This is a genomic window from Streptomyces sp. 7R007 (genome assembly GCF_054850255.1).
Map to the genome: position 1 here is coordinate 143,635 of NZ_JBTWMV010000019.1, position 13,243 is coordinate 156,877.

Below are 13,243 nucleotides of genomic sequence, written 5' to 3' on the forward strand. Positions count from 1 at the left end.
CCTACTCGGCCGGCTCCACGCCCGCCCGCAGCAGCCCGTACGTGTACGCGTCCTCCAGGGCCTGCCAGGACGCGGCGATGACGTTCTCGGCCACGCCCACCGTCGACCACTCGCCCGAGCCGTCGGACGTGGAGATCAGGACGCGGGTGGTGGACTCGGTGCCGTGCACGCCCTCCAGGATGCGGACCTTGTAGTCGACGAGGTCGAGCTTGGCGAGCTGGGGGTAGATGCGTTCCAGGGCCACGCGCAGCGCACGGTCGAGGGCGTTGACCGGGCCGTTGCCCTCCGCGGTGGCGACGATGCGCTCGCCCTTGGCGAAGAGCTTGACCGTGGCCTCGTTGGCGTGGGTGCCGTCGGGGCGGTCCTCGACGATGGCCCGCCAGGACTCGACCTCGAAGTAGCGCAGGGGCCTGCCCTCCACCTCGGCGCGCAGCAGGAGTTCGAAGGAGGCGTCGGCGGCCTCGTAGGTGTAGCCCTTGAGCTCGCGCTCCTTGACCCGCTCGACCACCCGGCCGACCAGCTCCCGGTCGCCGCCGAGGTCGATGCCGAGCTCCTTGCCCTTCAGCTCGACCGAGGCGCGGCCCGCCATGTCGGACACGAGCATCCGCATGGTGTTGCCGACCAGCTCGGGGTCGATGTGCTGGTACAGGTCCGGGTCGACCTTGATCGCGGAAGCGTGCAGGCCGGCCTTGTGGGCGAAGGCGGAGACGCCGACGTAGGGCTGGTGGGTGGAGGGGGTGAGGTTGACGACCTCGGCGATGGCGTGGGAGATCCTCGTCATCTCCCGCAGGCGGCCCTCGGGGAGGACCTTCTTGCCGTACTTCAGCTCCAGGGCGGCGACGACCGGGAACAGGTTGGCGTTGCCGACCCGCTCGCCGTAGCCGTTGGCCGTGCACTGCACGTGGGTCGCGCCGGCGTCGACGGCGGCCAGCGTGTTGGCGACCGCGCAGCCGGTGTCGTCCTGGGCGTGGATGCCGAGCCGGGCGCCGGTGTCGGCCAGCACCGTCGAGACCACGGCCTTAACCTGCGCCGGCAGCATGCCGCCGTTGGTGTCGCAGAGGATCACGACGGAGGCGCCGGCCTCGGCGGCGGCCCGTACGACCGCCTTCGCGTACTCGGGGTTGGCGCGGTAGCCGTCGAAGAAGTGCTCGCAGTCGACGAAGACGCGGCGGCCCTGCGCGGTCAGGTACGAGACCGTGTCGCGGACCATCTCCAGGTTCTCGTCCAGCGTGGTGCGCAGCGCGAGCTCCACGTGCCGGTCGTGGGACTTCGCGACCAGCGTGATGACCTCGGCACCCGACTCCAGGAGCGCCTTGACCTGCGGGTCCTCGCTCGCCTTCGCGCCCGCCCGGCGGGTGGCGCCGAAGGCGACCAGCTGGGCGTGCCGGAAGTCGATCTCCTGCCGGGCGCGGGCGAAGAACTCGGTGTCCCGCGGGTTGGCGCCGGGCCAGCCGCCCTCGATGAAGCCCACGCCGAAGTCGTCCAGGTGCCGTGCGATGGCGAGCTTGTCCGCGACGGTGAGGTTGATGCCCTCGCGCTGCGCGCCGTCGCGCAGGGTGGTGTCGAAGACGTGGAACGAATCGTCGAGCTCGCTGGTTGCGGTCATGGTCTCAAGGCTCCTGTGGTCGGATCTCGGTCGTTACCGGAATGACCGGCTCCACCGTCCTCCAATGATCCCTCGCGCTCCGCTCCCGGCTGCAGGTGGGCCAGAAAAGCGAAAAACCTCTCGCGGGTGCGAGAGGTCTGCGCGCGGGTCGAGGACGACGGTGTCCGCCCGTACCTGGTCGTACGTGGCGGTCACTGCGGACCGGCGCGCCTGCTGCCAATAATCATGGCGAACGAGAGCACGGGGGCAGTCTGGCACAAGCCGCCCCCGCGCTCACCGGTTGTCTCAGTATGCGAACCGTGGGTGGGATCAGCGCAGGTGGCGCACGACGACGTCGACCGTGCCGTCGGTGTCGCCGGGCACCGGGTCGTCGGCGTACGAGGAGAAGGAGACCGCCAGGCCGTCCGACCGGATGACCGGACCGCGGAACTCCCCGTCACCGGTGCGTCCCCGCGTGCTCACGCCGACGAGCCCCCCGGCACCGGCCACCGGGTCCGCGGCCCGGACCGGCGCGTGGGGTGGCGGTGAGGTGGGCCGGCTGCGAGACGAAGGCCATGAAGCGGCCGCTCGTGCAGGCCGACGGGTCGTGGGAGCGGCCGTCGGGGGACTGGCCGTTGCTGGGCCGCGTAGCTGACCGGGTGGGTGCCGGTGGTGTCCCCGCTGTAGGCGGTCGCGGCCGAGGTGAAGGCGGTGCCGGCGTGTTCGGTGTGCGGCGGCTGGTCCGCGGTGCCCGCCGAGGTGGCTGTCAGGGGCGCCATGGCGGTGACGGAGGGCGCTGAGGCGGCGTGGTGGTCCCCCATGACGTTTCCGCATGGGACGCACGTCCCCCGACCCTGCGCCGAGGGCCCCCGTAACGCGTACGAGCCGCGCGGGAGTTCAGGCGTCCTGCGCGAGGAGCGAGTCGGTGAGGAAGTCCCGCACGTGGGCGAGGACCTGGTCGCGGTCCGTGCCGCGCAGGCCGATCGCCACATGGATGGAGAAGCCGTCCAGCAGGGCGCGCAGCCGGGAGGCGAACCGGTCCGGGTCGACCCGGCGGAACTCGCCCCGTGAGACCCCCTCCGCGAGCAGTGCCACCAGGTCGCGGTGCCAGGCGCCCTCGATGGCGGCCTGCCGGGCGCGGGCGTCGTCGTCGGCGTTCTGCGAGCGGTTCCACACCTCCAGCCACAGCGTCCAGTGCGGGTCGCGGTGGCCGTCGGGGACGTACAGGTCGACGTACGCGTCGAGCCGCTCGCTCACCGGGCCGGTGCCCGCCAGCAGCCGTCCGCGCTCGGCGCCGAGCCGGCCCTCGCTCCACTCCAGGGTGCGCAGCAGCAGTTCGTCCTTGGAGTGGAAGTAGTACAGGAGATGGCCGCTGCTCATGCCGACCTCGCGGCCGAGGGCCGCCATGGTGAGCTTCTCCAGACCGCGTTCGGCGATCATGCTCATGGCGGCGGCGAGGACGTCCTCGCGCGGCGGCGCGTTCCTGCGCGCACCGGCCATCCCCTGCTCCTTCAGATCCTCGGCTGCTGCTGGGTGATGCAGTGGATGCCACCGCCCCCGGAGAAGATCGTACGGGCGTCGACGAGGGTCACCGTGCGCTCGGGGAAGAGCCGGCGGAAGACGCCGGCCGCGATCTCGTCGCGCGGGTCGTCGAAGCCGCACAGCACGACGCCGCCGTTGCAGAGGTAGTGGTTGATGTAGGAGTAGTCGGCCCAGTGGCCGTCGGCCTCCAGCACGGTGGGGGCGGGGACCTCGACGACCTCCAGCCGGCGCCCGCGCGCGTCGGTCGCCGCCCTGAGGATTCCGATCACCTCCTGGGTGACCTCGTGGTCGGGATGGGCCGGGTCGGGCTGGGAGTGCGCCACGACGACGCCCGGGCGGGCGAAGGCCGCGACGATGTCGACGTGCCCCTGGGTGCCGTACCTGCCGTAGTCGGCGGTCAGACCGCGCGGCAGCCACAGGGCCTTGGTGGTGCCGAGCATCGCGTGGATCTCCGTCTCGATCCGCTCCCGGCTCCAGCCGGGGTTGCGGCCGGGCTGGACCGTCTCGGTGAGCAGGACCGTGCCCTCGCCGTCGACGTGGATCGCGCCGCCCTCGTTGACCAGTTCGCTGTCCAGTACGGTCGCCCCGGTGAGGTCGGCCACCTGGCGGGCGATCTCGGCGTCGTGCTCCCAGCGGGCCCAGTCCTGGCCGCCCCAGCCGTTGAACACCCAGTCGACGGCGGCCAGTCGGCGGCCGTCGGTGACGAACGTGGGGCCGATGTCACGCATCCACGCGTCGTCCAGCTCCCGTTCCACCAACTCCACGTCCGGGCCGAGCAGTTCGCGCGCGGACGCGCCCTGGCCGGGGCCGTGCACCACCGTCACCGGTTCGAAGCGGCGCACGGCACGGGCCACGGACGCCCAGGCGGCGCGGGCCGCCGCCACCTCCTCGTCGTCGGCGAAGGTCGGGTTGGGCCCGGGCCAGGCCATCCAGGTGCGCTCGTGCGGGGCCCACTCCGGGGGCATGCGGTAGGTCATCGTCGAGTCCTAGAGGAAGTACAGGCGGTTGAGGGAGACGGAGTCGGCCGGCTCGGAGCGGATCGGCTCTCCGTCGAGGGTGACGAGCCCGGTGCGCCGGTCCACGTCGACCGTGCCGGTACGGGAGTTGAGGCGCAGGTCGGCGGGGCCGATGCCGCGGGTGCCGCGGACGGCGACCCTGCGCCTGCGCGTCGGCATCGAGTCGTTGCCCTGGTCGAGGGCCGCCCGCGCGACGAAGGCGACGGAGAGGTCCGCGGGGGTGGCGCCGTACGCGCCGAACTGCGGTCCCAGGACGAGGGGTTCGCAGGTGTCGGTGGCCGCGTTGGGGTCGCCGGTGACACCGTACGCCGGGAAGCCGGCCTTGAGGACGAGCTGCGGTTTGGCGCCGAAGTACTCCGGCCGCCACAGCACGATGTCGGCGAGCTTGCCGACCTCGATCGAGCCGATCTCATGGGAGAGGCCGTGGGCGATGGCCGGGTTGATGGTGAGCTTGGCCAGGTAGCGCAGGACGCGCTCGTTGTCGTGGCCGCAGTCCGGGGCGCCGAGCTCGGCCTTCATCTTGCCGGCCATCGCGAAGGTGCGGCGGACCGTCTCCCCCGCCCGGCCCATGCCCTGCGCGTCGGAGGAGGTGATGCCGATCGCGCCCAGGTCGTGCAGCACGTCCTCGGCGCCCATGGTGCCGGCCCGGATGCGGTCGCGGGCCATGGCGGCGTCGCCGGGCAGGTCGGTCTTCAGGTCGTGGACGGAGACGATCATGCCGTAGTGCTCGGCGACCGCGTCCCGGCCGAAGGGCAGGGTGGGGTTGGTGGAGGAGCCGATGACGTTCGGGACGCCGGCCATCTTCAGCACGTTCGGGACGTGTCCGCCGCCGCAGCCCTCGATGTGGAAGGCGTGGACGGTGCGCCCTTCGAGCACTGCGAGCGTGTCCTCCACCGACAGGCACTCGTTCAACCCATCGCTGTGCAGGGCGACTTGGACGTCGTGCTCCTCGGCGACCCGAAGTGCCGTGTCCAGGGCCCGGGCGTGGGCGCCCATGTCCTCGTGCACCTTGAAGCCGCTCGCCCCGCCCTCGGCCAGCGCCTCCACCAGCGGCGCCGGACCGGACGACGAACCCCGGCCCAGGAAGCCGACGTTGACCGGCCAGGCGTCGAAGGCGTTGAAGGCGTGCCGCAGCGCCCAGGGCGAGTTGACGCCGACGCCCCACACCGGCCCGAACTCCTGCCCGATGACCGTGGTGACGCCGGAGGCGAGCGACGCCTCCATGATCCGCGGCGACAGCAGGTGGACGTGGGTGTCCACGGCCCCGGCGGTGGCGATGAGCCCCTCACCGGACACGATGGAGGTGCCGGTGCCGACCACGACGTCGACGCCGTCGAGCGTGTCGGGGTTCCCGGCCCGCCCGATCGCGTGGATCCGCCCCTCCCGGATACCGATGGACACCTTCCGGATGCCCTGCACGGCGTCGATCAGGACCACGTTGCTGACGACGACGTCACAGGTCTCCCGGACGGCCGCCGCCTTCAGGTGCAGTCCGTCGCGGGCGGTCTTGCCGAAACCGGCGAGGAACTCGTCGCCGTAGCGCTGGGAGTCGGACTCCACGCGCACCACCAGCCCCGAGTCGCCGAGCCGGATGCGGTCACCGGCGCGGGGGCCGTGCGTGGCCGCGTACTCGTACGGGGTGAGGCGGCGGGCCTCGGCCGGGTGCCCTCCGGGACGGCTCATCGCACGCTCTCCTCTGCACCGGCTCCCAGGTAGCCGCAGGCGGCGGCCCGCCGCAGCGCCTCCGCGCGGGCGCCGGGCGCGTCCAGCGGCCCGTCGACCAGCCCCGCGAACCCGATCGCGACCCGCTCCCCGCCGATCGGCACCAGGCCGACCTCCAGCGTCTCCCCGGGCCCGAACCGCACCGACGAGCCGGCGGGCACGGCGAGCCGCATGCCGTAGGCGTCGGCACGGGCGAAGTGAAGACGCGGGTTGGCCTCGAAGAAGTGGAAGTGGGAGGTGACGGAGACGGGCACGGTCGCGGTGTTGGTGACGCTCAGCCGTACGACCGCCTCGGGCTCGGCGTGCTCCGGCCCCGGCAGCAGCGCGCCGGGGGCCCCGGCGCCCAGCCCGCCGCCGATCGGGTCCGTGACGACCGCGAGCCGCGAGCCGTCGTCGAAGACGGCCTCGACGTGCACCTCGGTGACGACGTCCGCGACCCCGGGCAGCACGTCCTCCGGCCCGAGGACCGCCCGCGCCCGCTCGATCGCCTCGGCGAGCCGTGCGCCGTCCCGCGCCGCCTCGCACACGGTGTCCGCGATCAGCGCGGTGGCCTCCGGCACGTTGAGCCGAAGGCCGCGCGCCCGCCGGGCCCGGGCCAGCTCGGCCGCCCCGAAGAGCAGCAGCCGGTCGCGTTCGGTAGGGGTCAGCCGCATGTCGTCGCCTCCTTTTAGAGCGACACTCTAACGGCAGGCGCCGGGAAAGGAACCATGGAGACCCCGATGAGGCCCATCACATTGAGTGCTGCTCTAAACGCCGAGGCGCAGGTCAGCCCACGTCCAGCCCCGGCAGGAACCTGCTCGCACCGAAGGCCGGTTTCAGGTCCGTGAACCAAGTCGCTCCCTCGTCGTACGCGGCGAAGAAGGGGCGGTCGACGAGCGCGGGGTCGCGGGCCTGGATGAGGTGCAGGACGAAGACCTTCTCGCCGGCCACCTCGGCGACGCCGTCCACGCACACCTTGCCCGGCATCGCCGACATCACCGGCCCCCGGACCGTGCGGGCGAGGCCCGAGACACGGGCGTAGGCGTCGCGGAAGATCTCGTGGCCGCGGGCCAGCGGCACCCCGAAGTAGCCCTGCGGTCCGGTGTCGCGCTCCACGAACTGGTAGTACGGCACCGCGCCCAGCGTGGTCGTCTCCTCCCACAGCTCGGCCCACGCCGCCGCGCTGTCGTTGATGCCGGCCACCAGCGGGCCCTGGCAGCGGATCACCGCGCCGGTGTCCCGCACCCGCCGCATCGCCTGCCGGACGACGGCCGGGCGCAGCTCCTGCGGATGCGTGAAGTGGGCCATCAGCGCCAGGTGCCGGCCGCTCGCCACGACCTGCTCGAACAGGCGCAGCAGGTCGTCGGCGTCGCGGTCGGTGGTGAAGCGGTAGGGCCAGAACGCCAGGGCCTTGGTGCCGATACGGATCGAGCGGATCGTGTCGGTCTCCAGCAGCGGCTCCACGTACCGCCGCAGCACCGCGGTGCTCATCACCAGCGGGTCGCCGCCCGTGATCAGGGCGCTGGAGACCTCGGGGTGGGCGCGCAGATAGGCGGACGTGGTCGCGATGTCGTCGGTGGCGATGCGCAGTTCGGCCTCGCCGACGAACTGCGGCCAGCGGAAGCAGTACGTGCAGTAGGCGTGGCAGGTCTGGCCCTGGCGCGGGAAGATCAGCACCGTCTCGGGGTACTTGTGCTGGAGCCCCGTCAGCCGCCGCCCCTCGTGCACGGGGACGTTGGCGTCGAGCTGGCCCGAGGGGTGCGGGTTGAGCTTCATCCGGATCTCGTGCGCCGCCCGCTGGAGCTCGCGCCGGGGCGCCTGCGCGGCCAGCAGGTCGGCCATGCGGCGCAGGTCGGGCGCGGGCAGCATGCCGGCCTGCGGGAAGGTGAGCCGGAAGACCGGGTCGTCCGGTACGGCCGTCCAGTCGATCAGCTCGTCGACGACGTAGGCGTTCGTGCGGAACGGCAGGACCGCCGACACGGCCCGCAGCGCGAGCCGCTGATCGGCCGTCAGGGACACGCGGCGCAGCAGACCGTCCAGGTCACGGGGCGTGAAGGCGCGGTAGCGGGGGCTCGACCGGGGAGCCGGGTGGTGCGCTGAACTCATGTGTGCCAGGGCCCTCTTATTCCGTGACCAGGACCGGCGGCCGCAACTCGACGAAGGCGGTCGCCGACGCATCGTACTTCTCCGCGAAGTGCTGGATGAGCCGCCCGTGCAGCTCGCTCTCGTCGTCCACCACGACCACCTCGTGCGCCCCCGGCCTGCTCAGGGCCTCGCTGTAGGCGGTGAGTTCGTCGAGGCGGTGGCGGGCCAGGTAGGTGACGAGGTCGGGGCCGGAGACGTAGAGACAGTCGTCGACGAAGACGAAGCGGCAGGTGAACTGGCGGCGCGCGGCGTCCGCGTCGACCAGCGTGACCGGCAGATGGGTGAACCGTTCCATCGGCTTGCCCTGCTGCCACAGCTCGTCGAACCGCTGCTCCACGAAGGCGCCGAGCGGGCTGCGGACGGCCACCTCCAGCTGGACGCCCTCGCCGGAGAGGCGGCCGACGGTCAGGAAGGAGACCAGGCACCGCTCGTCCCAGCGGTACAGCGTCACCCCGGGGGAGGTGGAGCACAGCCGTACTTCGAGGAGCTGGCGGGCGTCGGCGTCGAGGCGGCCGGCGAAGCGGTGCAGGGTGCGCAGGTTGCGCAGGATGTCCCGGCGGATGTCGGCGCTGCGCTCGCCCAGTTCCCGGCCGCGCAGGATGACGGCGAGGGAGTCCGGGTCGAGCAGCAGGATCTGCACCCGGGCGCCGTGCGCGGTGGCCGCCTTGACCCCGCGGAAGAGACGCTCGGAGAACTGCGGGCTGAAGAGGTTGGAGAAGGTGTCCAGCACCTTCACGTTGGAGGTGGCGCCGTGCACCTGGGCGCTGAACCACTCGTAGTCCAGGCGCGTGTGCTCGCGGACGCGGCCCTCCTGGGCGCGGGAGATGAGCGGGCCGATCACGAAGACGGTGATGACCACGCCGACCAGGTCGGTGCCCAGGTTGAGGGCGAGGTTGGCGCTGTAGGCGTCGACCTCCCTGGCCCGCCACAGCAGGAGCCCCGCGACCGCGGCGAGCAACGCCACCACGGTGAGGCTCTGCGGGCGCCTCGGTGTGCGCAGCGCCCTCAGCAGCCACCGCAGTCGCGGTATCGGCCCACCCCTCACCCGCGCTCCCTCCCCCGTGTCCCCCGCCGTGTGCCGCGGAATCAGTGGATACCCGCGCGGGGGAGGCGATACGCGTACGGGACCGGCCCGGCTCGGTGGTACGGCCGGCTCAGCCCAGGCGGTGCATCCAGCCGTGGCGGTCCTCGGCCGTGCCGCGCTGGATGTCGAGCAGGGCCTGGCGCAGCCGCACGGTGACCTCGCCGGGCTCGCCGCCCGACTGCTGCCACTCGGCGCCCTCGCGCTTGACCGTGCCGACGGGGGTGATCACGGCCGCCGTACCGCAGGCGAAGACCTCGGTGAGGCTGCCGTTCTCCGCGTCGCGCTGCCACTGGTCGATGGAGACGCGGCCCTCCTCGGAGGTGTAGCCGAGGTCGCGGGCGACGGTCAGGAGGCTGTCACGGGTGACGCCCTCCAGGATGGAGCCGGTCAGGGACGGCGTGATGATCTTGTCGCCGTACACGAAGTACAGGTTCATGCCGCCGAGTTCCTCGATCCACTTGTGCTCGACCGCGTCGAGGTAGCAGACCTGGTCGCAGCCCTTGGCGGCGGCCTCGGCCTGGGCGAGGAGGGAGGCGGCGTAGTTGCCGCCGGTCTTGGCGTCGCCGGTGCCGCCGGGGACGGCGCGGACGCGGTTCTCGGAGAGCCAGATGGTGACCGGCTTGACGCCGCCGGGGAAGTAGGCGCCGGCCGGGGAGGCGATGACCAGGAAGAGGTACTCGTTGGCGGGCTTGACGCCGAGGCCCACCTCGGTGGCGATCATGAAGGGGCGCAGGTAGAGGGACTCCTCGCCGCCGTGCGCGGGCACCCACGCCTGGTCCTGGCGGACCAGGGCGTCGCAGGCCTCGATGAACGTCTCGACGGGCAGCTCGGGCATGCCGAGGCGGTGCGCGGAACGCTGGAAGCGCTCGGCGTTCTTCTCGGGGCGGAACATGGCGACGGACCCGTCGGGCTGGCGGTAGGCCTTCAGGCCCTCGAAGATCTCCTGCGCGTAGTGCAGGACCATGGTGGCCGGGTCGAGGGAGAGCGGGGCGTACGGGACGAGCTGGCCGTCGTGCCAGCCGCGGCCCTCGGTCCACTTGATCGTCACCATGTGGTCGGTGAAGTGGCGGCCGAACCCGGGGTTCGCCAGGATCGCGGCGCGCTCGGCGTCGGAGAGCGGGCTGGCGGAGGGCTTGAGCTCGATCGTGGGCGTCGTCATGAGTGGTTGTCCTTCACCGGTTTGGGTAGTGACGGGCCGCGCTCACGCCTTGTACTGCCAGTGGCCAGTGCTAGGACGTCCGAGCATTCCCTCAATCCGCGGCTCCGCGTTCGATTATCGCGCGCGGGTCGCCGGGGAAGAAAACGGCGTGAATGCGGCCCAGGGGATGATGGTGGCACCCGGCGGGGACACAGGGGAAGCCGCCGGGTGCGGAGTGACCCGGCGGCTTCGAAAGGTTTCGAGTACGCGGCCGGATCAGCCGGCTACTCGTACGGCCAGCGCGTCACCGATCTCCGACGTGCTGCGGGCGGGCTTGCCGGCGCGCTCGCCGAGGTCGGCGGAGACGGCCTCCTCGATGCGGGCGGCCTCGGCCTCGTAGCCGAGGTGGCGCAGGAGCAGGGCGACGGACAGGACCGTGGCGGTGGGGTCGGCCTTGCCCTGGCCGGCGATGTCGGGCGCGGAACCGTGGACCGGCTCGAACATCGAGGGGAACTCGCCGGAGGGGTTGATGTTGCCGCTCGCGGCGACGCCGATGCCGCCGGAGACGGCCGCGGCGAGGTCGGTGATGATGTCGCCGAAGAGGTTGTCGGTGACGATCACGTCGAAGCGCTCGGGCTGCGTGACCAGGTAGATGGTCGCCGCGTCCACGTGCATGTACTCGGTGGTGACCTCGGGGAACTCCGCGGCCACCTTGTTGAAGATGTTCGTCCACAGGTGACCCGCGAAGGTCAGCACGTTGTTCTTGTGGATCAGCGCGAGCTTCTTGCGCGGGCGGGCCTGGGCGCGGGCGAACGCGTCGCGCACCACGCGCTCCACACCGAAGGCGGTGTTGACGGAGACCTCGGTGGCGACCTCGTGCTCGGTGCCCTTGCGGATGGTGCCGCCGTTGCCGGTGTACGGGCCCTCGGTGCCCTCGCGGACCACGACGAAGTCGATCTGCGGCTCACCGGCGAGCGGGGTGGCCACGCCCGGGAGCAGCTTGCTGGGCCGCAGGTTGACGTGGTGGTCGAAGGCGAAGCGGAGCTTGAGCAGGAAGCCGCGCTCCAGGACGCCGGAGGGGACGCTCGGGTCGCCGATGGCGCCCAGCAGGATCGCGTCGTGCTGCCTGAGCGCGTCGAGGTCGGCGTCGGTGAGGGTCTCACCGGTGGCGTGGTAGCGCTTGGCGCCGAAGTCGTACTCCTGGGTCTCCAGCTTCACATCCTGCGGAAGGACGGCGGAGAGGACCTTCAGGCCTTCGGCCACGACCTCCTGGCCGATGCCGTCACCGGGGATCACTGCGAGATTGATGCTGCGAGACATGCGGGCACCCTACTCCTCGTCCCATGGGATGACACAGCCTGTCCGCGATACGGACATGCCACCGAGGGGTGACGTCAACAAGTCGACCCGCGTTCACCCGTATGCCTTGCGGGCGTTGGCCCGCGCAGGGAACTTCTCAGCCATGGACCTTCCCGACGTCGGCATCCCGCCCGGGCTCGCGCGCCGGATGAGCATGGCCGAGCAGTACGAGTACGTGCGCACGAAGCTCGTGGCGCGCCGCACGCTGGTGACGGCGGGCGCGGTGGCGGCGGGCGGTCTGCTGGCCGGCTGCGGCGGGCCGGGCTCCACGGGGGCGGCGGCGCCCTCGCCGTCGGCGTCCCGCGTGCACGGGTCCGCCGTCTCCCCCTTCGGCCGCCACCTCGCTTTCGGCGGTGACCCGAAGACGCAGATGCGGGTGTCGTGGCAGGTGCCGCTCGCGGTGCGCAAGCCGTTCCTGCGGCTCGGCCTGGCCCCGGACGACCTGGGCCGCAAGGTCGAGGCCGAGGTCCGCGCGCTGCACACCCCGGGCGTCAGCGGCGTACGCCTGGCCCTGGACCAGTACTACCTCCACGCGGCCGTCGACGGCCTGCGCCCCGGCACGACGTACTACTACGGCGTCGGCCACGAGGGCTTCGACCCGGCCTCGGCCGCCCACCGCGCGACGATCTCCACCTTCCGCACGGCGCCCGCCACGCCCGAGCGGTTCGTCTTCACGGCCTTCGGCGACCAGGGCGTCAGCCAGGCGGCAGCGGCCAACGACCACGTCATGCTCCGCCGGAACCCCGCCTTCCACCTCCACGCCGGCGACATCTGCTACGCCGACGGCAACGGCCAGGGCAAGACGTCGGACGGCTACGACCCGTCCGCCTGGGACCTGTTCCTCAAGCAGAACGAGCCGGTCGCGAGGACCATCCCCTGGATGGTGACGACCGGCAACCACGACATGGAGGCCTGGTACTCCCCCGACGGCTACGGCGGCCAGCTGGCCCGCTTCTCGCTCCCGGCCACCGGCTTCGACGCCCGCACGGCGCCCGGGGTGTACGCCTTCACCTACGGCAACGTCGGCTTCGTGGCCCTGGACGCCAACGACGTCTCGTACGAGATCCCGGCCAACTTCGGCTACACGCACGGGAAGCAGACCGAGTGGCTGGACCGCGAGCTGGCCGACCTGAGGTCGTCCGCGTCGGTGGACTTCGTCGTCGTCTTCTTCCACCACTGCGCCTACTCGACCTCCGCGCACGCCTCCGACGGCGGGGTGCGGGCCCAGTGGCTGCCGCTGTTCGCCAAGCACCAGGTGGATCTGGTGATCAACGGCCACAACCACGTGTACGAGCGCACGGACGCGGTCAGGGACGGCCGGGTGGGCAGGGCGGTGCCGGTCGGCGGGTCGACCGATCCCACGCGGGACGGGATCGTGTACGTCACGGCGGGCGGCGGCGGACGGGACCTGTACGGCTTCCCGTCGGGCGTGCGCGAGAGCTACGAGGGGCACACCACGCCGCACGACCGGATCGACAGCTTCCACTGGACCAGGTCGCGGACCTCGCAGGCGGAGACCGTGGAGTGGTCCCGGGTGCGGTACCGCGGCTTCTCGCTGCTGTCGGTGGAGGCGGTCGCCGGCACCAGGCCGGTCCTGAAGGTCTCGGCACTGACGGACGCGGGCGAGCGGATCGATCACTTCGAGGTGCGGCGCGGGGTGTGACCCCCGCGCC

11 protein-coding genes are annotated in these 13,243 nt (G+C 72.0%); 1 reads left to right on the plus strand and 10 read right to left on the minus strand.

The features are described 5' to 3' along the window. Window position 1: 1 nt before the first annotated feature. From cimA to ACYF6T_RS25015, 10 genes are all read right to left on the minus strand, one after another. On the minus strand, window positions 2-1,606 hold the full coding sequence (cimA, locus tag ACYF6T_RS24970; protein WP_461699100.1) for a citramalate synthase: 1,605 nt from the start codon (window positions 1,604-1,606) through the stop codon (window positions 2-4). 309 nt (window positions 1,607-1,915) lie between these two features. Then, window positions 1,916-2,068 carry a hypothetical protein gene (locus ACYF6T_RS24975; protein ID WP_461699101.1) on the minus strand — a complete coding sequence of 51 codons (153 nt, stop codon included), beginning with the start codon at window positions 2,066-2,068 and terminating at the stop codon, window positions 1,916-1,918. A 414-nt stretch (window positions 2,069-2,482) separates the two neighbouring features. Then, entirely contained in the window at window positions 2,483-3,085 is a 603-nt protein-coding gene (locus ACYF6T_RS24980) for a TetR/AcrR family transcriptional regulator (protein WP_461699102.1), read from the minus strand. An 11-nt stretch (window positions 3,086-3,096) separates the two neighbouring features. Next, window positions 3,097-4,104 carry an agmatine deiminase family protein gene (locus tag ACYF6T_RS24985; protein WP_461699103.1) on the minus strand — a complete coding sequence of 336 codons (1,008 nt, stop codon included), beginning with the start codon at window positions 4,102-4,104 and terminating at the stop codon, window positions 3,097-3,099. Between the two features lie 9 nt (window positions 4,105-4,113). Then, window positions 4,114-5,826: an urease subunit alpha gene (locus ACYF6T_RS24990; RefSeq protein ID WP_461699104.1), complete on the minus strand. Its 1,713-nt coding sequence runs from the start codon at window positions 5,824-5,826 to the stop codon at window positions 4,114-4,116. Next, window positions 5,823-6,518, minus strand: a complete 696-nt coding sequence (ureA, locus tag ACYF6T_RS24995; protein WP_461699105.1) for an urease subunit gamma — start codon at window positions 6,516-6,518, stop codon at window positions 5,823-5,825. The genes ACYF6T_RS24990 and ureA overlap by 4 nt, the downstream gene beginning before the upstream one ends. Before the next feature lie 112 nt (window positions 6,519-6,630). Beyond that, complete coding sequence (locus tag ACYF6T_RS25000; RefSeq protein WP_461699106.1) at window positions 6,631-7,950, minus strand: KamA family radical SAM protein; 1,320 nt, start codon at window positions 7,948-7,950, stop codon at window positions 6,631-6,633. Window positions 7,951-7,966: 16 nt separating this feature from the next. Then, entirely contained in the window at window positions 7,967-9,034 is a 1,068-nt protein-coding gene (locus ACYF6T_RS25005) for a hypothetical protein (RefSeq protein WP_461699107.1), read from the minus strand. A 109-nt stretch (window positions 9,035-9,143) separates the two neighbouring features. Then, window positions 9,144-10,232, minus strand: coding sequence for a branched-chain amino acid aminotransferase (locus ACYF6T_RS25010; RefSeq protein ID WP_461699108.1), 1,089 nt, complete (start codon window positions 10,230-10,232; stop codon window positions 9,144-9,146). Window positions 10,233-10,487: 255 nt separating this feature from the next. After that, window positions 10,488-11,531 (minus strand): 3-isopropylmalate dehydrogenase, encoded by a 1,044-nt coding sequence (locus ACYF6T_RS25015; RefSeq protein WP_461699109.1) that lies wholly within the window; start codon window positions 11,529-11,531, stop codon window positions 10,488-10,490. A 142-nt stretch (window positions 11,532-11,673) separates the two neighbouring features. Between ACYF6T_RS25015 and ACYF6T_RS25020 the strand changes: the two genes are divergently transcribed. After that, window positions 11,674-13,233: a purple acid phosphatase family protein gene (locus ACYF6T_RS25020; protein WP_461699111.1), complete on the plus strand. Its 1,560-nt coding sequence runs from the start codon at window positions 11,674-11,676 to the stop codon at window positions 13,231-13,233. The last annotated feature ends 10 nt before the right edge of the window (window positions 13,234-13,243 follow it).

Coding starts and splice junctions, on each gene's coding strand:
- cimA (WP_461699100.1), bottom strand. CDS start 1,606: ATGACCGCAACCAGCGAGCTCGACGATTCGTTCCACGTCTTCGACACC.
- ACYF6T_RS24980 (WP_461699102.1), bottom strand. CDS start 3,085: ATGGCCGGTGCGCGCAGGAACGCGCCGCCGCGCGAGGACGTCCTCGCC.
- ACYF6T_RS24985 (WP_461699103.1), bottom strand. CDS start 4,104: ATGACCTACCGCATGCCCCCGGAGTGGGCCCCGCACGAGCGCACCTGG.
- ACYF6T_RS24990 (WP_461699104.1), bottom strand. CDS start 5,826: ATGAGCCGTCCCGGAGGGCACCCGGCCGAGGCCCGCCGCCTCACCCCG.
- ureA (WP_461699105.1), bottom strand. CDS start 6,518: ATGCGGCTGACCCCTACCGAACGCGACCGGCTGCTGCTCTTCGGGGCG.
- ACYF6T_RS25000 (WP_461699106.1), bottom strand. CDS start 7,950: ATGAGTTCAGCGCACCACCCGGCTCCCCGGTCGAGCCCCCGCTACCGC.
- ACYF6T_RS25010 (WP_461699108.1), bottom strand. CDS start 10,232: ATGACGACGCCCACGATCGAGCTCAAGCCCTCCGCCAGCCCGCTCTCC.
- ACYF6T_RS25015 (WP_461699109.1), bottom strand. CDS start 11,531: ATGTCTCGCAGCATCAATCTCGCAGTGATCCCCGGTGACGGCATCGGC.
- ACYF6T_RS25020 (WP_461699111.1), top strand. CDS start 11,674: ATGGACCTTCCCGACGTCGGCATCCCGCCCGGGCTCGCGCGCCGGATG.